The 20725-nt window shown below is 59.2% G+C and carries 18 protein-coding genes; 8 read left to right on the top strand and 10 right to left on the bottom strand.

Annotated elements, in window-relative coordinates:
• Positions 1-95: 95 nt before the first annotated feature.
• On the bottom strand, positions 96-2900 hold the full coding sequence (locus ACFQY0_RS06720; protein WP_379710631.1) for a PSD1 and planctomycete cytochrome C domain-containing protein: 2805 nt from the start codon (positions 2898-2900) through the stop codon (positions 96-98).
• Between the two features lie 109 nt (positions 2901-3009).
• On the opposite strand from ACFQY0_RS06720, the gene ACFQY0_RS06715 reads away from it, so the two are divergent.
• Complete coding sequence (locus ACFQY0_RS06715; protein ID WP_379710629.1) at positions 3010-3822, top strand: TIM barrel protein; 813 nt, start codon at positions 3010-3012, stop codon at positions 3820-3822.
• Positions 3823-3830: 8 nt separating this feature from the next.
• On the opposite strand, the gene msrB is transcribed toward ACFQY0_RS06715, so the two are convergent.
• Positions 3831-4382 (bottom strand): peptide-methionine (R)-S-oxide reductase MsrB, encoded by a 552-nt coding sequence (gene msrB / locus ACFQY0_RS06710; RefSeq protein WP_379710627.1) that lies wholly within the window; start codon positions 4380-4382, stop codon positions 3831-3833.
• A gap of 95 nt (positions 4383-4477) precedes the next feature.
• Here msrB and ACFQY0_RS06705 point away from each other — a divergent pair, with 95 nt between their 5' ends.
• Both ACFQY0_RS06705 and ACFQY0_RS06700 read left to right on the top strand, forming a co-directional pair.
• Positions 4478-4828, top strand: a complete 351-nt coding sequence (locus ACFQY0_RS06705; protein WP_379710625.1) for a nucleotide pyrophosphohydrolase — start codon at positions 4478-4480, stop codon at positions 4826-4828.
• Positions 4829-5231: 403 nt separating this feature from the next.
• Entirely contained in the window at positions 5232-6020 is a 789-nt protein-coding gene (locus tag ACFQY0_RS06700; RefSeq protein ID WP_379710623.1) for a TrmH family RNA methyltransferase, read from the top strand.
• 25 nt (positions 6021-6045) lie between these two features.
• Here ACFQY0_RS06700 and ACFQY0_RS06695 read toward each other — a convergent pair whose 3' ends face one another.
• The 3 genes from ACFQY0_RS06695 to ACFQY0_RS06685 all read right to left on the bottom strand — a co-directional run bounded on the left by ACFQY0_RS06695 (position 6046) and on the right by ACFQY0_RS06685 (position 8701).
• The gene (locus tag ACFQY0_RS06695; RefSeq protein WP_379710621.1) at positions 6046-6957 is read right to left on the bottom strand and encodes a nucleotidyltransferase family protein; all 912 of its coding nucleotides are present in this window, start codon (positions 6955-6957) and stop codon (positions 6046-6048) included.
• 98 nt (positions 6958-7055) lie between these two features.
• Positions 7056-8180: a FecR domain-containing protein gene (locus tag ACFQY0_RS06690; protein ID WP_379710619.1), complete on the bottom strand. Its 1125-nt coding sequence runs from the start codon at positions 8178-8180 to the stop codon at positions 7056-7058.
• Positions 8177-8701: an RNA polymerase sigma factor gene (locus ACFQY0_RS06685; RefSeq protein WP_379710617.1), complete on the bottom strand. Its 525-nt coding sequence runs from the start codon at positions 8699-8701 to the stop codon at positions 8177-8179. The genes ACFQY0_RS06690 and ACFQY0_RS06685 overlap by 4 nt, the downstream gene beginning before the upstream one ends.
• A 203-nt stretch (positions 8702-8904) precedes the next feature.
• Between ACFQY0_RS06685 and ACFQY0_RS06680 the strand changes: the two genes are divergently transcribed.
• The 5 genes from ACFQY0_RS06680 (at position 8905) to ACFQY0_RS06660 (ending at position 14566) form a co-directional block, all read left to right on the top strand.
• The gene (locus tag ACFQY0_RS06680; RefSeq protein ID WP_379710615.1) at positions 8905-9924 is read left to right on the top strand and encodes a thiamine pyrophosphate-dependent dehydrogenase E1 component subunit alpha; all 1020 of its coding nucleotides are present in this window, start codon (positions 8905-8907) and stop codon (positions 9922-9924) included.
• On the top strand, positions 9921-10889 hold the full coding sequence (locus ACFQY0_RS06675; RefSeq protein ID WP_379710613.1) for an alpha-ketoacid dehydrogenase subunit beta: 969 nt from the start codon (positions 9921-9923) through the stop codon (positions 10887-10889). The genes ACFQY0_RS06680 and ACFQY0_RS06675 overlap by 4 nt, the downstream gene beginning before the upstream one ends.
• Positions 10890-10985: 96 nt before the next feature.
• Positions 10986-12221 (top strand): dihydrolipoamide acetyltransferase family protein, encoded by a 1236-nt coding sequence (locus ACFQY0_RS06670; protein WP_379710611.1) that lies wholly within the window; start codon positions 10986-10988, stop codon positions 12219-12221.
• Between the two features lie 161 nt (positions 12222-12382).
• A complete protein-coding gene (locus ACFQY0_RS06665) occupies positions 12383-12934 on the top strand; it encodes a sigma-70 family RNA polymerase sigma factor (protein ID WP_379710609.1) in 552 nt (183 codons plus the stop codon).
• A 9-nt stretch (positions 12935-12943) separates the two neighbouring features.
• Positions 12944-14566, top strand: coding sequence for a LamG-like jellyroll fold domain-containing protein (locus ACFQY0_RS06660; RefSeq protein WP_379710607.1), 1623 nt, complete (start codon positions 12944-12946; stop codon positions 14564-14566).
• A 144-nt stretch (positions 14567-14710) separates the two neighbouring features.
• On the opposite strand, the gene ACFQY0_RS06655 is transcribed toward ACFQY0_RS06660, so the two are convergent.
• From ACFQY0_RS06655 to ACFQY0_RS06635, 5 genes are all read right to left on the bottom strand, one after another.
• Positions 14711-16312: an alpha-L-fucosidase gene (locus ACFQY0_RS06655; RefSeq protein ID WP_379710605.1), complete on the bottom strand. Its 1602-nt coding sequence runs from the start codon at positions 16310-16312 to the stop codon at positions 14711-14713.
• 18 nt (positions 16313-16330) lie between these two features.
• A complete protein-coding gene (locus tag ACFQY0_RS06650; RefSeq protein WP_379710603.1) occupies positions 16331-17911 on the bottom strand; it encodes an MFS transporter in 1581 nt (526 codons plus the stop codon).
• Positions 17912-18291: 380 nt separating this feature from the next.
• Positions 18292-19140, bottom strand: a complete 849-nt coding sequence (locus ACFQY0_RS06645) for a 3-keto-disaccharide hydrolase (protein ID WP_379710601.1) — start codon at positions 19138-19140, stop codon at positions 18292-18294.
• A 21-nt stretch (positions 19141-19161) separates the two neighbouring features.
• A complete protein-coding gene (locus tag ACFQY0_RS06640) occupies positions 19162-19977 on the bottom strand; it encodes an ABC transporter permease (RefSeq protein ID WP_379710599.1) in 816 nt (271 codons plus the stop codon).
• 152 nt (positions 19978-20129) lie between these two features.
• A complete protein-coding gene (locus tag ACFQY0_RS06635) occupies positions 20130-20522 on the bottom strand; it encodes a hypothetical protein (protein WP_379710597.1) in 393 nt (130 codons plus the stop codon).
• Between the last annotated feature and the right edge of the window lie 203 nt (positions 20523-20725).

Raw genomic sequence — 20725 nt, 5'->3', positions numbered from 1 at the left:
TTCCTTCGGAATTCTTGCGTAAAAGAAAGAACCACACGGGGGGAGTGGCGGGTTCTTGAAGAGCAAGCGGGTGACCGACCCCTCCCGAGGGATTCTTAGTGGTTGAAGAGGAACTCCTTGGAGTTCAGGAGCGCCCAGAAGACGTCGTCGAGGAGCTCGCGGGTTTCCTTGGGGTTCTTTGTCTCAGCGAGATGGGGAGCAATCTTTTCCTTCTCCTCCGGCGTCGGCACGCGTCCCAGGGTTCGCAGGTAGAGGTTTTCGACGATCGATTCCGGCGGAACCTTCTTCTCGATCATCGATGAGATGACCTTGCTAGATTTGATCCGGTTGTGGGTTGATTCACCATTCAAGAGATGCAGCGCCTGAGAAAGATTCGGCTCCATCTTGACTTCGCACGAGCAGACCGTGGCCCGGCTGGCGCGACCGAAGGTCGTGAGGAAGTATGTCGAGGTATTGCCATCGGCAATCTGAACCGCCCGGGCACCCGAGGGAAGGCCCTTGAACTTGCTGGGGGTCTCCGTGACGGCGGAGATCGAATCAAGCAGCACTTCGGCACGCAGCCGCCTGATCATGGCGTGGGAGAAATTGGTTTCATCCGTGGCGTTCGTTTCATTGGTCCTGCTGGCGAGCTGGTAGGTGCGCGACGTGCAGATCTGTCTCACGATACTACGAATATCGTAGTTGGATTGGATGAACTTGTCCGCCAGGGCGTCGAGCAGAGCGGGATTCGAGGCAGGATTCGATATCCGGATGTCGTCGACCGGATCGGTGATGCCGACACCGAAGAAGTGGGCCCAGGTGATGTTGGCGACATTGCGAGCGAACCATGGATTGTCGGGTGAGGCCAGCCAGTCAGCGACCGCTTCACGGCGCGATTTCTTGCCAAAGTTCTCGGGCGTTTCGGTACCGAGGAAGCGTGGCTTCACATTCTGATTGGTGACGGGATGCTTCACCTCGCCGCCGCCATCGAAGATGATGCGTTCCCGCGGGTCTTCGGCGGGCTTGCGTTTGACCTGGGCGAAGAAAGACGCGAAGCCGTAGTAGTCGTCCATGGTCCAGCGATCGAAAGGGTGATTGTGGCACTGGGCGCACTGGATCCGGGTGCCCATGAAGACCTGGGCGACGTTCTCCGAAAGCTTGAGCACGTCCTGTTCGATCTGGAAGAAATTGGTGGCGGGGCTGGAGAAGGTTCCCCCTTCAGAAGCGAGGAGTTCGCGAATGATTTCGTTGAATGGCACCCCTCCGGCAATGCGCTCACGGAGCCAGCCGTAGTAGCCGAGCGCGGCCTTGTAGGATACCTGCTGGCCTCCCTGATTAAAGGTGCGAATCTGCAGGAGCTCGGCCCATTTCATCACCCATAGCTCGGTGAACTCCTTGCGATCGATGAGCTCATCGACGAGTGCGGCGCGCTTCGTGGCATCCTCCGCTTCGAGGAAGCGGGCACGTTCTTCGGTGCTCGGCACCCGACCAATCAGATCGAGGTAGGCACGGCGGATGAAGACCTCATCACTGCAGAGTTCGGAGGGAATGATGCGCAGCTTGTGGAGCTTGTCGTAGACGTGCCGGTCGAGTTCGTTGAAGACGGGGAGTTCGGGCCGGGTGTAAGGCAGGTCGTCGGGAATGACAATGGTCTGAACGCCCTCGGTAAAGGTGTGGAAACGTCCTAACAGAAAGGCTTCACCGCGGTTCTTCGATCGGGTCAGGCCGCTGTTGGCTTCAATGCTCGCCGAGTTGTCATTGGACGAGGAGAACGAGGTCAGGAGGGTGACATCGCGATCACTCCCATCCGAGTAGCTGGCGCGGACGGTGAGGGGGATCTCGATGTCGGCTCCCTTCATGAGCAACTCCGGCGGCTCGATGCTGATGCTCGTCGGTTGGGGGATGCCTTCTTTGTCGTACTCCGCTCCATTGGCGATCCACTCGCGGAGGATGCGGTAGTTTTCGCTCTCTTTGCCAAACAGCTTGCCGCCGGTATGGGGGACCTCGCCGGTGGACTTGGTGAGCATGAGCGAGGAGTCCGGAAGGGCGAGATTGATGCGCCGTCCGGGGCTTTCACGGGTGAGCCGAAAGTGGTCACCCTTGGGATCGAATCCATAAAGGGTGAGATGGAAGCCGTCCTGTCCACGGGCGGAACCGTGACAGGAGCCGGTATTGCAACCGGCGGACGTGAGGATCGGCATCACGTCGAGTTGGAAGGACACCGGCCGCGGGGTGGAGGCATTCTTCACTTCGAGCGGAATCTCGGTATCGAGTCCCCGGTAGTGAATCCTGAGCGTGGTTTTGCCATCCTTCAATGGCCGCAGCGTCGTGTCGGACAGACGCGCGAGGGATGGATCTGTTAGAGACAGTTTCGACTGTCGGGTGATGTCCTGCGTGGAGGCATCCTTGAACTGGGCAATCACGATCACGCGATGGAAATCGGCTTCGGATTCGAGCGTGATCTCTGAGGGGTAGGCGGCAATGGATTCGATCTCCGGGTCGGCGGGGGCGTCCCAATCAGGCAGGGCGGTTTTAGGGCGCGGCGACATGCTGATGCCGTCGGGCCAGGGAGCACCTTCGTTGATCCATGCCTTGAGGGTCGCGATCTCCTCGGCGTCGAGGGGCTTGCCCTTTGGCGGCATGATGTCGTCGTGGTCTTCCTCGAGGGTGATGCGCTCGATGAGCAGGGAGCCATCGGCGTTTCCCGGGTCGATCACGGGTCCTGAATCACCGCCCCTGAGGAAGTCTTCTCGGCTGGTCATCAGGAGATCGCCCTTGGTCTTTTCCGGGTGGTGGCAGGAAAGGCACTTGGTTTCCAGGACTCGCCGCGCCGCCCGGAAGGAGACGTCCGACTCTGCTTGCGCGGGAAGCGGGAAGGCGAGAAGAAGGGCGCTCAGAGTGGATGGTAGGGACGACTGCATTTCAACGATTCGTTTCTTACGCGGAATGAACTCGGGTCATTTCACGATTCTTTAAAGGAGCGCGGGATCCGTGCGTGCAATGCCATGGCGGTTGGTTATGGCTTTGGCCATGAGCGAAAGCATCGAACTTCCCGGAAGAACGCCGCACACACCGATCGCGGTGAACATCGAGATGTGGTTTGAAGGAGAGTTCGGTGAGCGGATCGAGCAGGCGGCCAGGCTCGGCTTTCCCGCCATCGAACTCTGGACCTGGAGGGACAAGGATTTGAAAACAGGTGGCGATCTGCTGAGGCGTCACGGGATGACCGCGACCCAGTTCACTGCCTGGGGCTTTGGCAAGGAGATCAACGACCCGACGTTTCCTGTCGAGCGCTTCGTGGCCGAAATCGAGGCGGCCTGTGAGGCGACCTCGCTTCTTCCCGGCTGCGATCGCTTTTGCGTGGTCGCCGGCGATGACATCGATGGACTGAGCAAAGCGCAGATGCATGCGGCCGTGATCGAGAAGCTCAAGGCGGCAGTGCCGGTTCTGGAGAAGTTCCGACGGACGGTGATTCTCGAGCCGATGAATCCTTACAATCACCCGGCCCATTGCCTTTACGGAAGTGAGGACGGCATCGCGATCTGCAAGGCGGTGGGATCCGAGTGGGTGAAGCTCAACTGGGACCTCTTCCACATGCAGCGCTTCGAAGGCAATCTCCTCGATAACCTCGAAAAAGGGCGCGAGTGGATCGGCTACGTGCAATTTGCCGATTCGCCGGGCCGGCATGAACCGGGCACCGGCGAAGTCAACTACTCGGAAGTCTTCCGCAGGGTTCGTGATATGGGTTACACCCTGCCGCTCGGGGCGGAGTGCCTTCCAGAAGACGGCGACGCCGTGCGAGCGGCGGAGCGCCTGTTCGAAGTGGATAGCAACTCAGCTTGAGGCGCGGGTCAGGACTTTTTCTCCTCGGTCTCGGGTGCCGGCTTGTCGGCTTTCTCCTCCTCGAATGGCACGAATTTCAACGCGATGCCGTTGATGCAGTAGCGTTTGTCGGTGGGGGTGTCGAAGCCTTCGCCGGTGAAGACGTGTCCCAGGTGGCCATCACACACGGCACAGAGAACTTCGGTGCGCGGCACGCCGATGTGGTAGTCGACGCTGGTCTTGACGTTCTTGGCATTCGCCGGATCGTAAAACGACGGCCAACCGCAATGGGAGTCGAACTTCTCCTTGGATGAGAAGAGCTCGGCATCGCAACCGGCGCAGTAGTAGGTGCCGCCGCCCTGTTTTTTAAACTGCTGATAGACCGGGCCGTTGGCAGGCTCGGTGCCAGCCTGGCGAAGGATGCGGTACTGCTCGGGCGTGAGCTCTTTCTTCCACTCGGCGTCGGTTTTCTTCACCACGGCGGGCGGAGTTTCAGGTTTCTTGTCGTCGGTTTCCATAGCGGTTTGATCGGCACAAGCGCTGAGAGAGAGGGCGAGCATCAGGGGCCAGAGTCGTTTCATTGAGGACAAGATAGTCATAGTCCTGTGAGGCGCAAGGGCCGGTGTGATTCCGGGAATCGGCTTGGCAAGCTGGCGCAATGCTGCGAAGTCGATGCATGTCAGACTCGATCAAGCAGCTTACTGGTAGGATTCGGAGTTTTGCAGCGGCTCGGGATTGGGAACAGTTCCACAATCCAAAGGACATGGCCGTGGCAATTGCGGCGGAAGCGGGCGAGTTGATGCAGCACTTTGTCTGGCAGCAGCCGGATCAGGTCGAGACGCGCGCTGCCGATCACCGCGAAGAGATTGCTTCGGAGATCGCCGATGTGGGGATCCTCCTTTTTGAAATGGCGGACCTGCTGGGAATGAACCTGGGCGAGGTGATGGAAGCAAAAATTGCACGCAACGAGGAGCGCTATCCGGTTTCCAAGGCAAAGGGAAACAACCTGAAATACAACGAGCTCTGAGCGGAATGTCGGTCCGGGCGCCGAGGGTACAGAAAGACGCGAGTTGGATTCCCCCCGGATTCACAACTCGCGACTTTTCTGAGTGCTGCTGGTGGTATCAGCGCCAATTGAATTGACCCTCCCCCCGGAGTGCAATTCGGTGTCAGGCGTTGGCCTCTCCCAGCAAGCATCGCGCCGAAGCGCGTCGGAAAAGTGATCTCGTGTTACAGAAATGCAAAGTGTAAACTTGCTTAAACCACATTTTTTTCCGCCAAAAAGGAGATCTGATGGGCTGTGTGATGCCGGTCTGTCTGGCGACCCCGGAATTGGCCGCGATGCTCACTTTCTGGTCCTCACAAATGATCCTGACAAATGATCTGGCCGGGGATAGACGGCTGAGCGTCTTGTTGCTAGACCATCGCTCGTGGACGACGAGCCGGATTGGGTCAGGGAGTTGCAGAAACAGATCACCGACCGGGAAGATCCGTGGGTGATCTTGGAGGGTCGGCAGGCCGTGGAGGCTGCCGTCGCAGGCTGGTGGGACCTTGCCGGCATCCTGGCCGGAGAAAACTGCGACTGGGAGCCACCCGTTTGGAGCGGACTTGAATTGCACCGCCGGCCGATTGCCGAGCTGGACCGCCTGGTCGGGCCGGAAAATCACGAGGGCGTGCTGGGGCTCACCAAGCTGCCCGATGAGACGGCGGATGTGGCGGGCCTGATGAAGGAAATGGATGAGGACGCCTTGGTCGTGGTTTGCCCGCGGCTCCACAGCGAAGAGCAGGTGGGATCGATCCTCAAGAACGCGGCGGCTCTCGGAGCTCAGGCGGTGATCTTTGGAAGGGAAGGGGTGTCTCCCTTTGAGCGCGGAGCTGTTAGAGCCTCGGCGGGGGCGGTTTTCCGCCTGCCGGTACGGGTCGCGGATGGAGGTCAGATCCTCCGCTGCCTGAAGACGGCCGGCTTCACCATGATCGGTGGGGCGGCGGGCGAGGGAAGCGTCTCGCTCGAGTCGCTGGAGATCGAACCCGGACGCCTGGCGATCGTTCTCGGAGCCGAAGTGGAAGGGCTGGGTCGCTTCTGGAACCTGGCTTGCGATTCCCTGGCGCATGTGCCGGTTGAAACCGGTTCAGCCGTGCTGGATCCAGCCGCGACTTCCGCGGTCTTCATGTGGGAGCTGGCGCGCCGACGCAAGGAGCAGGCCGAAAGCGATGGCTGACGACCTGCCGGAAAAGCGGCGGGCCTCAGCAAAGCGGGCTCGGGTAGGCCCCATTCTCGATGAGCGCCGCGATCGATTCAACGACGTGCGGTTTGTCGTCGGGATAAGTGACGCCAAACCATGAGGCCGAGGTTTCGAGCACTTCGCAATCGGCGAGGCCCTTGCGGATCAGATCATCAACCACGGTGGGAATGTAGCATTCGGACTTCAGTTCGCTGCCCTTCTCCTTGAGGAACGTGGTGAAGTGATCTTCGAGTTGCGCGAAGTAGCTCTCGGTAAAACCCCAGAAGTTCATCGAAACCGGGCTGTCGGCACTGATCTCAATGATGCTCCCGTCGATGCGGGATCCACGCGGAACGCCATCGTCACCGCGTGCGATGTCGACGATTTCCTCGACGTCGGTGAGCAGATTCGAGTCGTCGGTTTGGCAAATGCCGCGATTGACGGAACCGTGATCGGAAAGGGTGTTGCGGAGTGGGTAGCCGACCATGGCGTAGTGGTCCTTGCCATCGCTGCGGTTGTTAGCAGCGAACCACTCGACGATGACACGGTAGGCATCGGCCCCGTAGAAGTCGTCGGCATTGATCACCGCGAAGGGACCGTCGACCACATGGCGTGCCGCGCGGACGGCGTGAGAGGTGCCCCACGGTTTCACGCGATCTGCAGGAACCGAGAAGCCTTCCGGGAGGTCGTCGAGCTTTTGAAAGGCGTAATCGACCTCGATCCGATCCGCAAAACGAGCCCCGACGCCTTCCTTGAAAGCCTCGGCGAAATCCTCACGGAGGACGAAAACGACCTTTCCAAAACCGGCGCGAATGGCGTCGAACACGGAGTAATCGAGAACGGTTTCTCCATTGGGTCCCATCGGGTCCATCTGCTTCAGGCCGCCGTATCGGGAGCCCATGCCTGCTGCGAGAACGATCAGAGTCGGTTTCATAAGAGTGCAGGGCTGTTTAGGCGGACGCCCGCTGGGTGTCGAGCGATTGGAGCCCGATCCGCCCGATAAGCCATGCCCTGCCGGGATGCGTTGAGCGTCTAATCCGAAAAGGTGAGGTCGATCGAAACGCTTTCGCCGCTTCGCTGTGCGTTCCCTCGCCCAAATGTCGGGATGGCGGAGATCCGGTAGGTGCCGGGCTGGGGGATCCACGGGCGGCAGTCCGCGGGGCGTTGGCTTTCCGAATGGTCTCCTGCCAGGAAAAAGGGTGGGTAATGCTGAGGCACGAACTTGGCGATGCCGACGTCCTTGCCATCGAGACGGATGGCGGCGAACCGCACGTTGAAGGGCGTTTCACCAGCGAGCTCGGCACGAAGACTGATCCGCTTTGTGGGTAGTGAAGACAGTGAGATGATTTGTCCGCTGTGGATGAGCTCGTCGCTGATCGGTTCATCGGTGTCGGCGTTCATCAAGGTGAATCCAGTGATGGTGCCTGGCGGTTTGGGAATCATCGGACCCGAGATCGAGGGGCGTGATGGATCGGCTTCGGCATACTCGCCGGTGCCGACACTGATCGTTCTGGGCTCGTTCTTCGGGGCAAAGCGGACTTCTCCCTCGGTGACTTCCAATCGGGTCCGTGTCGCGCTGGTCGAGAAGGATAGCCTGGTGCCGACGACGATGGCCTGGGCGTGCTCGGAGTTGAGCGTCATTGGATACCTGCTCCCTTGAGCTGCCACATCAGCCTGCAGTCCGCCGCTCGTGACATCGAGGACCTTTGACTGGTCGCTGAGGGAAAGTTCGGGAAGGGAAACGGAGCTCAAGGGCTCGATGATGACCTGAGTGCCGTCGGGGTAATCAAGAGTCGCCGTGGAGTCGCTGCCAGTTTTGATCCGCGAGCCGCCATGAAGCTTTCCTGGTGAAAGGTTTACCGACCCGGTGGTGGCGCTGAGCGTCGGAGTCCTGCGGTCCGCAATTTTCTGAAAATGCATCACCCCGAGACACACGGCTGCAAGGGTGAGGACCGCGGCGATGGCGAAAATCGGCGTCAGTGAGGGCCGGGCGGAGGGCAGGCTAACAGGTGCCGGGCGATGAACGGATCTTGCCTTGCCGGGCTCGTTGCGGACCGCTTCGAGAACTTTTTCCAAGACGTCGGGTGGCGTTTCCCGACCGACGAGTTCACGCAGCAGCATGTCGACGAGGCGATCGCGATGGTCGTCGGAATTCATAGGGAAGATGCGAGGCGCCGTTGAATGCAGCTGCCGAGGCCGTGACGAATGCGTCGGAGTGCCATTTTTACGCTATCGGGCGAGATGCCGAATTCCGAAGCGAGCTGATCGCGGGATTGGCGGGCGTGGTAGAAGGAGTCGACCATCGCACGTTGGCGTTCTGGAAGTCCACGCAGGCACTGTTCGAGCGCCTCCATGCAGGCGAAGCCCTGATCGTGGGGGATGAATTCGTTTTGCCAGAAATTCTCGGCATGCTCAGCGGTTTCGCTGTTGAAAGCGATCGGCGATCGGGTGTTGCGGCGACAATGGTCGATGAACAGATTGTGACCAATCCGGCGCAGCCAGCTGAGCCGAACCACCGGGTTGGTGAGATCGGGAGTGGCGGATGCCTTGAAAGCGCGGATGTAGACCTCCTGAACCAAGTCTTCAGCCGCGCTGTGGTTCGCCCCCAGGTACTTCAGGTAGCGGAAAAGTTCCGTTTGGTGAGCTTCTACAAGTTCGGTGAGCTGGTCGGTAGTCATAATGGCCGTGCCTTCAAGGTAGAGACGACGGTCGAGCAGAAAAGGGTACAGTGGGTTTGAGGGAATCTCAGGCGGCGGGAATGTGGGATTTTTCCCGGTGCTGACGGTGGATTGGACGGAGATCGGAAGGAATCGGGCAAAGTGAGCGACCGAAACACGCAAACCCCTTGCGGGAAAAGGGCTGGCAACCTTAGCTTTCCCGCGTGGGGGTAACGAACGATCAGACATCCGGCTCGGAACGGGAGCAGGCTCGGCGGGTGTTTCTGGCAATGCTCAAGGCACGGCAGCTCGAGACCAAGCTTTCCAGTCTTTATAAGGCGGGGAAAATCGTCGGCGGCGTCTATCTGGGCAAGGGCCAGGAGGCCGTGAGTGGCTCTCTCGGCTGCTCATTGATCCAGGGCCGCGACGTGTTTGCGCCGCTGATCCGAGATCAGGCGGGGCGCACGGGGTTTGGCGAGGATGTCATGGACTGTGCCCGCACGTATCTCGGCTCGAAGCTTGGTCCGATGCGCGGTCGCGACGGCAATATCCACCGTGGCCGGCCGAAAGAAGGCATGCTGGCAATGATTTCCCACCTCGGAGCCCAGGTTCCCATGGTTACGGGGGTGCTGCTCTCGCGGCGCTTGAAAGGCGAGCTGGCTGGAACCGTCGGAGCGACCTGTGTGGGCGATGGCGCAACCTCGACAGGGGCCTTTCATGAAGGTCTGAATGCGGCGGCGGTCGAGAAACTTCCACTGGTCGTGGTGGTGGCGAACAATCAGTTCGCCTACTCGACACCGAATGATCGGCAGTTCGCCTGTGAAGACCTGCTCGACCGGGCAAAGGGCTACGGCGTCGGCGCCCACTCGGTGGACGGCACGGATTTTCTCGATTGCGTGCGTGGCATCGGCGCCGCCGTGCAACAGGCGAGAGAAGGGCAGGGACCCCAGATGGTGGTGGCGAGATTGCTGCGCCTGAGCGGTCACGGTGAGCATGACGATGGAAGCTACGTTCCGGATACCTTGCGGGCAGGACATGTGGGACGTGATTGCATGGACGTCGCCAGGGAACAGCTGGTGGCGGCAGGCTACGCCAGCGCCGAGGAAATCGCGGCCTGGCGCGATGAAGTGGCTGACGAAATTCAGCGGGTTCTGGCCGTCGCTCAGCAGGACCCGGTGCCCGACCCATGGCACGAAGAATGGGAAGCCTTTTCACAGAACCTTTCAACGACGAGCGAAGCATGAGCATTACCTACGTCGACGCGATTCGCGAAGCTCAGGAAAAACTGCTGAAGGACGACCCACGGGTGTTTCTTTACGGTCAGGACATCGCCAATTTCGGCGGTGCCTTCAAGGCGACCAAAGGTCTGGCGGAAGCGTATCCCGGCCGGGTTCTGGATTCCCCGATCAGTGAGGATGCGATGGTTGGCATGGCCATCGGCGCGGCTGTCGATGGCATGAGGCCGATCATCGAAATGCAGTTCGCGGATTTCTCGTCGGTGGCCTTCAATCAGATCGTCAACCAGGCGGGAACCCACTACTACCGAACCGGAGTGCCGGTGCCGATCACGGTGCGGCTTCCTTCCGGTGGCACGCCCGGATCCGGTCCGTTCCACAGTCAAAGCATGGAAGCGATCTATGCCCACTATCCCGGCATCGTGGTGGTCACTCCCGCCACGGTCTCGGATGCCTACCACATGCTGATTCAGGCGGTAGAGCTCGATGATCCGGTGGTCTACTGCGAGCACAAGTTCCTGTACCGCTGGCTGAAGGCAAACTCGATCAATGGCGACGGTCTTCCTCTCGGACGCGCCCGGATTACCCGTCCGGGAAAGCACGCCACGATCGTGGCCTACAGTGCGATGGTCCATGAAGCGGTCCGCGCGGCGGATCGATTGAAGGTCGAGAGCGGTTGGGATATCGAGGTCGTCGACCTGCGCACCGTCAAGCCGCTCGATATGGACACGGTTCTAGCGAGCGTGGCACGCACCGGTCGCTTGCTGGCGCTCGGCGAAGCATTTCCCTGGGGCGGGGTCACTGCGGAGGTGGTTTCCCGGGTGGTTACCGAAGGCTTCCATCTGCTGGATGCTCCGCCGAAGCGGCTGAACTCCCGCGATACGCCGGTGCCCTATCACCCGAACCTCTGGGCTGCTCATCGCCCTACGCCCGAAACAATCTGCCTGGCGATGAGAGAGCTGTTATCCTTCTGAGTATGTCGAACCCGCTTCCAACCAAGCTACGGGCGACATCTTGCCCAACTCCTGAAATCACCTGTCTCGCCCTGCGCGAGCTACTATCTTTCTAGTATGCCAACCGTTCCGATTCTCATGCCCCAGCTCGGCGAGTCGATCGCCGAGGCGACGATTATTCGCATCGACATCACAGAAGGTGGCAGCGTCGCCGCCGATCAGGAGGTGATCGAGGTGGAAACCCAGAAGGCGACGATGGGAGTAACGACGCTCTGCTCCGGAGTCGTGAGGGAAATCACGGCGAAGGAAGGCGAGACCTATCCCGTTGGGACCACCCTCGGACTCCTCGAAGTCACGGATGAAGAAGTCGCGAAGACAGGAGTGGAAACGCTGGAGTCCGCAGCCGAAAAGCGGGTGGCGGCAGCAGCGGCCCCCGAGCAGGAGGAAAAGAACCTTCACTTCGCCGTCGATGACGAGACGTATGAAGAGCAGCAGCCGGTAGTCGAGCCGAGCGTGCGCGGACTTCCCGTGCCCGCCGGGGTCAAGGGTGCGCACTACATCTCGCCTCGGATGCGCGCACGGATGGATGAGCTGGGTCTTCGCGAAGCGGACATTTCCGCAGTCGTCGGAACCGGTGCTGCCGGCCGGGTGACGGTCGAGGATCTCGAAAAATTCCTGGATTACATCGAAACATGGCCCAGCAGCCACGCGTCACCGATGCGCCTGGCAGTGGCGGATGCGATGCGCCGCAGCTGGACCCGTCCGCTTGCGACGGTGGGTCGCCCGGTGCGCCTCGACCGGACTCTGGACCACCGCGGCAAGCAGGATCCGAAACCGGGGCTGACGCTCTACGTCCTCCGCGCCTTTGCGATCGCACTGGCAGAGGATCCGGCGAGCGCGGGATTCCTGATAGGCGAGAAGATCGTGCATCCGCGCGCCTTCGATATCGGCGTGGCGGTGCAGGTGGAAGACGGCGTGGTGGTGCCCGTTCTGCGGAATGTGGATACCATGACGCTGGCACAGCTGACGGATGAATATGCCGCGATGGTCGATCGGGCGAGACGCCGCCGTCTGACTGAAAACGATACCAAGGGAGGCATCGCGACGGTGACGAACTTCGGAACCTTCGGCCTAACATCCGGCACTCCGATTCCGCTTCCGAATGAAACCCTGATTCTCGGTCTGGCCGCTGGTGTGACCCGTCCGACCTGGAGCAAGCAGGTCGAGGCCTTCGTCCCGATCACGGAAGCGGATCTGGTGGTCACCTTCGATCACCGCGTGGTCGACGGAGGAGGCGCGGGAATGCTTCTTGCTCGGATCAGCGAACTTCTCCAAACGCCGGAGAATCTCTAGGACCCGAGCGGAGGGGCCAAGGGCTGCGCTGGGGATAACTCTCCCGTCATACGCCCAATCCTCCAGGTTGTATGACAAATCACAGGGACTCAAGGAGTTCTGCGAATCTTTGTTGGAGATACTTTGCAATGGCTGGGCGCGGCCGACATTGTCCTGCGTAGATGGGCGGGAATTCCATAGCCACCAATGACAGCGGGCGAGGCGAGTTGTTTTCACAGTTGCTGATTACGAACCGCCATCGGATCTACGGCTTCATTTATTCGCTTCTGCACAATCACACCTCCTCCGAGGATTTGATGCAGGAGGTATCGATGGTGCTTTGGCGCAAGTTCGACCAATTCGAAGAAGGCACGGACTTTGCCGCCTGGGCAATGAGCGTCGCGCGGTTCTGCGCGCTGAACTGGCGACGAAAACAAATGCGGCTTCCACTATCTCTGGAAGACGAGGATCTCATGAAATTGGCGGATGAGTCGGTCTCGCTCGGCTGCGAAATGGAAGACCGTCGCGATGACCTGCAGCACTGTCTGGCGAAACTCCCTTCCCGCTGCCAAGAGGTCCTCTGGGCACGCTATCAAAAAGAGAGCCCCGTGAAATCCATCGCCAAGGAACAGAGAATGAGCGTGCGATCCGTCTACCTCCTCCTGGAGAAGGCGCACGGGCTGCTGCTCGACTGCATCCACCGGCGGATGGGCCGAAGCCCGGAGACCCCGTAACTACGATTCATGATGCAGAAATTTTCCAATCGTGAAGTCGATCGTCTGGCGGAACGTTTGCGCTCGGATTCCCTCGAGGAACCCGATGCCGGCCGGCTGCGCGAGATCATCAGGCATCACCCCGCCGGCCGGCGCCGCTTGGTCGAACAATTGTATCTGGCCGCTGATCTCAAGGAGGCGATCAGCAATCGCACGATCGAAAGGTCCACGAGTCGATCGGGGAATGTCATCCGTCGGTGGGTTCCCGTGCTGGCCGGAGGGCTTGCGGCGGCCGCCGCCATCGCCCTGATGCTGGCCAAACCCTGGGAGCCCGAAAAGTCACAGCCGATGACCCAGGCGAAGGAGGCGGCGAGCGCTCTGGACTCCGAGGGTATTGCGGTGATTTCCCGATCAAGTCATGCCGTCTGGGGTGAACAAACGAGTCTGCCCTTGGACCGCTTGGGCGATGGTTCACCCATCGGCGAGGGAACGATCGAATTGTTGGAAGGGGTGGCTCAGATTGATTTCTACTCGGGAGTCACCGTGATTCTCCGCGCGCCGGCGAAGTTCCATCTGATAAGCCCGGAATTGTGCCGTCTCGATTACGGCAATCTGTGGGCAAATGTGCCGCCACCTGCCCGCGGATTCCGGGTCGATAGCACCGCCTTCAAGGTGGTGGACCTCGGGACGGAGTTCGGCATCAAGCTCGAGAAAAACGGACAGGGTGAAGTCCACGTCCTCGAAGGTGAGGTGAGGGTCCAGTCGATCCTCGAAAAAGGACAGCCTGAACGAATTCTCAAATCAGGGAATGCCGTGAGCTATGGTGCGGATCATCGCTCAAAGGCCATCGCTGCCCGCCCGAGGGAGTTTCAGGCATCGGTGCAGTTGAGCGAAGGTGCGCAGGCCCGCTTCGAGGAATGGGCCGCCTATCAGGCCACCTTGTCTCAGGATCCGGACATGCTCATCGCCTACACCTTGCCGCGCGTTTCCTCATGGGAACGTCAGGTCCGAAATCATGCCGAGGCGGGCCCGCCGCACACGGATGGAGCAATCGTCGGATGCAAATGGGTCGATGGACGTTGGCCGGGGAAGGGGGCCTTGAGCTTTAACAATTCATCCCATCGCGTGAGGTTGGACCTGCCGGGTTTATACAAGGACCTGTCCCTCGCTTGCTGGGTGCGTCTTGACGATATCGGTTCCGCCGAGGTGTCCCTGATCCATCCGGAAACGAGGCAGGACAATCACATTCATTGGACGCTGATCAATGTTAATGAAAAGGTAATGCATCTCCACTTTGCCGAATCAGCCCCCCTGAATGGACGCTCGGACCGCCAGTACTATCACTGTCCCGTCAATCTCTATCAGTTCATCAAATTGGGTGAATGGGTGCATCTCGGTGTCGTCTACGACAGCAAAGCCCGGCAGGTAATCCACTACGTGAATGGCGAAGTGATTGGGACGGTGGCCATCGAAGAACCTCGGGAGCTGGGCGTCGGGATTGCGGATATCGGCAACTGGCCGTATCACGAATGGGCGGCCGGGACGAAGTGGGAAGTCCGAAACCTCGATGGCTTGATGGATGAGTTCCTGATCGCGAAACGTGCCTGGACTCCAGCCGAGATGCGCGAACTCTGGCTGGCCGGGCGTCCCTGAGTTCGATTCTGCCTTGTCCACGGAACAAGCCTGCCGCCATTCATCCATCCCACACGCGGAAGCGCCGAGCGGTATCGACTCCTTGCGAGATGGGTGGCTTCCGTGGGGGCGGAAGCGATCGAGTCGGTCGTGAAACAAATGCCTTCAGTCGGCGAAGCTGATCTTGAGCGCGCTGGCGTGGGCCGTGGGCGCTTCCGTCGGAAGCTCCACCTTCAGGCCTTCGGTCGTCTGCTCGAACCCCAGCTCCGCACCTCCGAGAATGCTGACCGCCGCTACCTTGCGAGATTCAAATTCGTTGCCGAGTTTGAGTGACTTGATGACGACCGAAGTCCGCGGCCATTCCATAAGGAAGGCGTAGAGGGCTCCATCGCGCGTGGTGAAGCGAATGTCTTCGGGAGTGTAGCCCTTCTGTTTGTGCTCCTGATGGGCGCCTTCGGCGTTGCCTGTCGGGCCTTCGCCGAAGGACTTCCATGGGCGGGAGGAATAAATGCCTTCCCCGTTCACTTTCAGCCAGGCTCCGATTTCCCGGAGAATCCTCTGCTCTTCCTCAGGTATGCTGCCGTCGGGCTTGGGACCGATGTTGAGAAGTAGCACACCATTCTTGGAAACGATGTCGATCAGATCGTCGACGATCACATTGACCGGCTTGTACTGATGGTTGGTCACATACCCCCAACTACTATAGCTCACGGAGGTGTCGGTTTGCCAAAGTTCCGGACGAATGCCGGCAAGCTTGCCGCGTTCGATGTCGAGCATGGCTTCTCCATCCTGGTAGGCATTCCACTTGTAGTTGATGGTCACCTCCTGACCTCGCTCGGCAGCCTTGTTGTAGCAGTAAGCGGCGAACTTTTGATTCAGGGCGTAGTGATCGTTGCTGGCGGTGGTGCCGTTCTTGTCACGACCAATTCCAAAGTCGAACCAGATCACATCGGGTTCATAGCGGTCGATGAGGTCCGCCGTCCGGGCAAGCCAGTCGTCCCGGAATGCCTGGTCGGAAACCCAGGTGTGTCGGTGCTCGCCGTGTCCGCTGAAGACGTTCTCCTCCGGGTTGGGAAAAAGATAGGGCTGGGCCGGACTGTAGAGATCGTCCCACTGCGGGTCGGTGTTGTCGGCGCCCTCGATACGGAAAAAGTAAGCCCAGTTGAAGGCACGGTGACTCGAGACACAGAACTTCAAATCCTCGGCCTTGATCGCCTTGGAGAGTTCACCAATCACATCGCGCATCGGACCAATCTCGGTCGTGTCCCAGCGGGTGAAGGGATTGTCATACATCGAGTAGCCGTCGTGATGCTCGGCGACCGGCATGACATATCTGGCTCCCGATTCCTTGAAAAGCCTGGCCCAGGCGGTGGCATCGAATTTCTCCGCTTTGAATTGCGGGATGAAGTCCTTGTAGCCGAACTTGGAAACAGGGCCGAAGGTCTCCTCGTGATGCTTGAACTCCGCGGTGCTCGGATCATACATCTTGCGTGGATACCATTCGCTGCCAAAGGCGGGCACGGAATAGACACCCCAGTGGATGAAAATGCCGAACTTGGCATCCGCATACCATTCCGGGATGCCGATCTTTTTGAGCGACTCCGTTTCGGGCTTGAATGGGCCCCTGGCGATCACTTCGTCAACCTCCTTCAGCTTGTCCGCGACCATCTTGTCATGGACATCAGATGGGACAGGTTCCGGAAACTTGGCCTCTCCCATGAGTGGAAGAGGGAGGGCGAGGAGGAGGTTGCGAAGTGTGTGTATCATGGGTTTTTAGGAAATCAATCAGACGGCATCCGGATGAGGGATGTCGCTGAGCGTGCGATGACGAAGCATCGAACGAACGCCGAAGATGGCGATGAAGACGAAGCAGATCGCTGGCAGCACAAACGAGAAACGGATGCCATGGCTGTCAATCAGTCCACCCTGGAGCTTGGTCAGCACGGCGCCACCGACGATCGACATGATCAGGAAGGCGGAGCCGACTTTGGACTCCTCCTCCTTCATGCCACCCAGAGCAATGCCGTAAATGGTGGGGAACATCAGCGACATGCAGGCCGAAATCATGACCAGCGAGAGCAGGCCGGTATTGCCTGCCAGCTCGGTTCCAATGAGGTTGTGGAGGAATGAGGGAAGACCAATGGTGAAGGTCTCACCCTTCAGGGTGATCGCACCCACGGTGAAGGCGATCGCACCAAGCGCAAAGGCAGCAAGCAGACCGCCCGGGCTGATCACGCGGAGAAGCAGGGTGCAGATCCAGCGGCTGCACAGGAAGATGATCATCGCCACGATGTTCCATGCCTGAGCCTGACCCAGCGAGATGCCGACCTGCTCCATTCCATAGTGCACAATGAAGGTCCAGCACATGATCTGAGCCCCGACATAGAAGGCCTGCGCGAGCACGCCCTCACGGAAGGATGGCTTGGAAAAAATACGCGCGCATACCTGACCGAATGGCGCATCCGCCGCGGTCTCTTGAGAGGCGGGCATCTTCGTTTTGGCAAAGATGAACAGGAACACGGTCACCACGCATGCGACGATGATATACGGCTTCTTCACCGAGTTCAGATCCGCACTCTGCAGCTTCTTGAACTCCTCGGGATCATTGGCTCTGAGGCCTTTGAGGGCATCCGGCACGGCTCCATCCAAAGCACCCACCGTGTTCTTGAAATCAGGAAGCTCGTCGTAAACGTTGACAATCGATCCATCCTTGAGCTCCGCCTTCCTGGTCTCGCCATCGAGGAGTTTGGCTCCTTCCGGCAGGGCGCTGGTTTCCCCTTCGCCCATGATGATGAGGTTCTTTACGACTTCAGGATTCTCCTGGCCGAGCTCGGTGCGGAACTTGCCGGTCATGAGCTGCGGTGCCAGGACCAGGGTGGCGACAAGCATGCCGACGACCGAACCGATCGGGTTGAAAGCCTGGGCAAGGTTCAGGCGCTGGGTGGCCGTTTCAGGCGGCCCCATCGAAAGGATGTACGGGTTGCAGGCCGTTTCAAGAAAGGCAAGTCCGTAGGTAAGGATGTAAGAGCCTAACAGGAAGATCCCGAAGGTGGCCGTGGCGGCAGCGGGAACCGCCAGAAGTGCTCCCAGGGCGTAAAGCGCGAAGCCTACCATGATGGCAGCCTTGTAGGAGAATTTCCGAATGAAAAGCGCGGCCGGAATGGCCATGCAGAAGTAGCCGGTGTAGAACGCGAACTGAAGCCACGATGCCTGGGAAGTCGTGATGATGAAGACGTTCTCGTAAACTTTGACCAATGGATTGGTGAAGTCGTTGGCGAACCCCCAAAGGGAGAAACAACAGGTGGTGAGAATGAAGGGCAGCAGATACTGCGGCGGGACAATTCTTGGTTTCGATTCGGAGCTCACGGTTACGTTTGATTGCTGGGTTAGTTGATCGCCTCGCCTTTGGCGGGCCGCCCGGAAGCTAACGGTCTGGGTATGTGTCGACAATCAGGGAATGTGCACGTGTCATGCATATTTCTTGGGATTGCCTGGAATTTTCGAGCCCGGCCGTCGAGGACGCGGAAGCTGCAGTCCGGAGTAATCGACCGGAGTTCATGAGACCCGTAGCGATGCCTTTACCAGCCGACCCGCGAATCGGGCACCCCGAATCAGCACGAGGAGACGACGCGCTTTCCTCACGGAGGTGTCCCGCGGGCGACAGATGCCCCCCAATCCCAGTGCCGCCTGAAGCCAACCGGGTGGGGGAGCGGGGCGGAAGGAGGCATCATGCCTCACAACCTCCGCTATTCGGATAGATGCTCGGCAAACTCCTCAGGAAACGCCTTCAAGGGACGAATCCTGAGGTTGCGGTAGAAAACCTCGGCAGCTTCGGATTGCAACTGGATCTTCCCCATGGTCAGAGGCTTGCCGTCGATCATCGCGTCGCTCAGAGCCATGTTGACGGTTCCGTTGACAACAAAAATCGCGTCGTCACCGACCGTGTAGATCTCGATGGTGTTCCACTCGCCGTTCGGCTTGTCGGCGTCGGTCCGGGCATTGGTGTAGGCGCTGGTGCGCTGAGCCTCAGCCTCGGGATCATACATCAGGCGCTTGTCAGGCTCGGGTGAAGGCCCGACACGGATCATCGCGCTCGGCCCCGACAGACCGATGAAGTCGCCACAATCGTGCTCCTGGATCTGACACTCAAGGGAGGCCATCCAGACATTCCAGAACTTTCCATGAGGACCGGTGGCATGGATGAGAACCCCGGAGTCACGACGATCCGTGAGTCTCGGTTCCCACTTCTTCTCGCCCCACTTCATCTCGAGGCTGAGATGGTAGTCACCGAATTCCTCCTTGGTGCTCAGGCCTGCATAGATCTGCCCGCTGACATGCAGCACCGTCTGCCCGTCCTCCTGAATCGTGGTGAAAACCTTGAGCGGGTCCTGGTTCAGACCCAGCGGGGTTCCCTTGGTGCCATTCTCACTGGTGGAGACAGGACCACCGGGAATGACCACGGTTTTGTGGGGGACCCCCATGTGGACCTCCCATTGACTCAGGGAATCATCGAGCAGATCTTTCCAGCCCTCCTCAGCGGCAGGAGCGAGCATGGTGGCAGAAAGGAGTAGAGCGAGCGAACGGATGGGTTTCATGGTTGAATGGACCCAACGCGATCAGGACGAGGCAGCTTTCACCAGGAGACCTCTTTTTCGGGCCAAACCAAGCATGTGACTGAAAAGAAGGCCCGAAGCGCCGAGGTAAAACCCATTCAGACCCGTGGCGAGAAGCAGGTGACCGGCATCCATGCCCTTCCCCGCAAGAATACTGCGCATGCCCTCGAAAATATGGGCCGGAGGCATGGCCAGTGCGATCCACTGCATCCATTTTGGCAGCACTTCCACGCCGTAAAAAACACAGGCAAAAGGCTGGATCATGAAAGGCACGGCCCACGCAAGCGACTCGGCCGCGTGACCATAGCGAAGGATCATCGAGATCGAAATAATTCCCAGCGCCCATCCGAACATCATCAGATTCCCGTAAAAGGCAATCAGGGTCCACTCAAACTGAAACAGATTGAAGGAGTAGGCCATCATCGCGATGATGGCCAGAACGACGGCTGTCACTAACACCCGCAAGACTCCCACCGAAAACGTTGCCGCAAGATACTCGGTCATGCGGATCGGAGCGGCGAAAATATTGAGCAGGTTGCGCGTCCAGACATCTTCCAAAAAGGAGATCGCCACCCCTTGCTGCGACCGGAACAACGCATCCCAGAGAATGATCGCTCCAATCAGGAAAGTAATGAACTGCGGGAAGCCACCACCCTCGACCTGCCCGCCGACTTGCTGCTGTAGGAAAACGGTCACGAAGCCCCACACAAGCAATTGAACCACAGGCCAGAAAAACAACTCAAAGCCACGCACCGGATTGCGGGTGAAAAGCAGAACCTGGCGCGTGACGAGCGCGCGGATAGTGGAGGGTCGGAGCATGGCCGGAGGGAAGACAACAGGGGCCAGGCAGCTTGGCAACGATGGAGTCACCATCCCGAATCAAAGCCCCGGGAATCTTCCCGCTTTTCTACCGTCCTTCCGAATCAGTAGCGAGTTCTTCGGTCGGACAAGATGGCCATGGAAACATCGACTCAGCAGGAGTTGCCTGTATTCCTCCATCGCCCATCAAGGCACTGATACACCCGGCCGTTGCGACAAACCTTATACCATTCGGGAAAGGATTCACCGTTCCAGGTGCACGACGATTTCAGGGACTCCTCATCAATGGGAGATGTCTCTTTCTGGGGATCAGGCTCATCCACGCGTTTGATGTCTTCTTTCATTCTATCTTCGCTCATCGTTTTAGGGGGCGCTCCTGCTTGTTGGACAGTCTGCATCCCTTGCGCCACACGGATGCAGGCCGGCATGGCCGACTCAATGATGATTTCAAGATATGAGCCATAGACTGTCAGAAGCGGGAAGGGAAGCTCTCTTTTGAAGAAGTCCGACAAGGCAGCCAGGCAAAGGGAGAATACCGGTTTCATCTCAGTTTATTCAAACCATGATGAATAGGATCCTCCGTCGCCAAGGCTATGGCGGGACAGGTGGGTAGGATTCTTGAGGCTCTCCTGAGATTTTAGTGGGTAAGCGGGCATTGATTTTTGAGCGTGAGATTACCCGCGATCCAGTAGGCGATGGCACGAAAATTCTCGAAACGACGGTATCCTCTAGCTCGTCTTTTGGCTAA

The sequence above is a fragment of the Haloferula chungangensis genome (assembly GCF_042664875.1).
Taxonomy (GTDB): domain Bacteria; phylum Verrucomicrobiota; class Verrucomicrobiia; order Verrucomicrobiales; family Akkermansiaceae; genus Haloferula; species Haloferula chungangensis.
The sequence above is the reverse complement of the archived record's forward strand: the minus strand, read 5'-3'. Positions and strand labels throughout refer to the sequence as shown.

Bases quoted from the DNA above. Each gene is read 5' to 3' on its own strand.
- ACFQY0_RS06720 (WP_379710631.1), bottom strand. From the start codon at position 2,900: ATGCAGTCGTCCCTACCATCCACTCTGAGCGCCCTTCTTCTCGCCTTC.
- ACFQY0_RS06715 (WP_379710629.1), top strand. From the start codon at position 3,010: ATGAGCGAAAGCATCGAACTTCCCGGAAGAACGCCGCACACACCGATC.
- msrB (WP_379710627.1), bottom strand. From the start codon at position 4,382: ATGAAACGACTCTGGCCCCTGATGCTCGCCCTCTCTCTCAGCGCTTGT.
- ACFQY0_RS06705 (WP_379710625.1), top strand. From the start codon at position 4,478: ATGTCAGACTCGATCAAGCAGCTTACTGGTAGGATTCGGAGTTTTGCA.
- ACFQY0_RS06695 (WP_379710621.1), bottom strand. From the start codon at position 6,957: ATGAAACCGACTCTGATCGTTCTCGCAGCAGGCATGGGCTCCCGATAC.
- ACFQY0_RS06690 (WP_379710619.1), bottom strand. From the start codon at position 8,180: ATGAATTCCGACGACCATCGCGATCGCCTCGTCGACATGCTGCTGCGT.
- ACFQY0_RS06685 (WP_379710617.1), bottom strand. From the start codon at position 8,701: ATGACTACCGACCAGCTCACCGAACTTGTAGAAGCTCACCAAACGGAA.
- ACFQY0_RS06675 (WP_379710613.1), top strand. From the start codon at position 9,921: ATGAGCATTACCTACGTCGACGCGATTCGCGAAGCTCAGGAAAAACTG.
- ACFQY0_RS06670 (WP_379710611.1), top strand. From the start codon at position 10,986: ATGCCAACCGTTCCGATTCTCATGCCCCAGCTCGGCGAGTCGATCGCC.
- ACFQY0_RS06665 (WP_379710609.1), top strand. From the start codon at position 12,383: ATGGGCGGGAATTCCATAGCCACCAATGACAGCGGGCGAGGCGAGTTG.
- ACFQY0_RS06660 (WP_379710607.1), top strand. From the start codon at position 12,944: ATGATGCAGAAATTTTCCAATCGTGAAGTCGATCGTCTGGCGGAACGT.
- ACFQY0_RS06655 (WP_379710605.1), bottom strand. From the start codon at position 16,312: ATGATACACACACTTCGCAACCTCCTCCTCGCCCTCCCTCTTCCACTC.
- ACFQY0_RS06645 (WP_379710601.1), bottom strand. From the start codon at position 19,140: ATGAAACCCATCCGTTCGCTCGCTCTACTCCTTTCTGCCACCATGCTC.
- ACFQY0_RS06640 (WP_379710599.1), bottom strand. From the start codon at position 19,977: ATGCTCCGACCCTCCACTATCCGCGCGCTCGTCACGCGCCAGGTTCTG.
- ACFQY0_RS06635 (WP_379710597.1), bottom strand. From the start codon at position 20,522: ATGAAACCGGTATTCTCCCTTTGCCTGGCTGCCTTGTCGGACTTCTTC.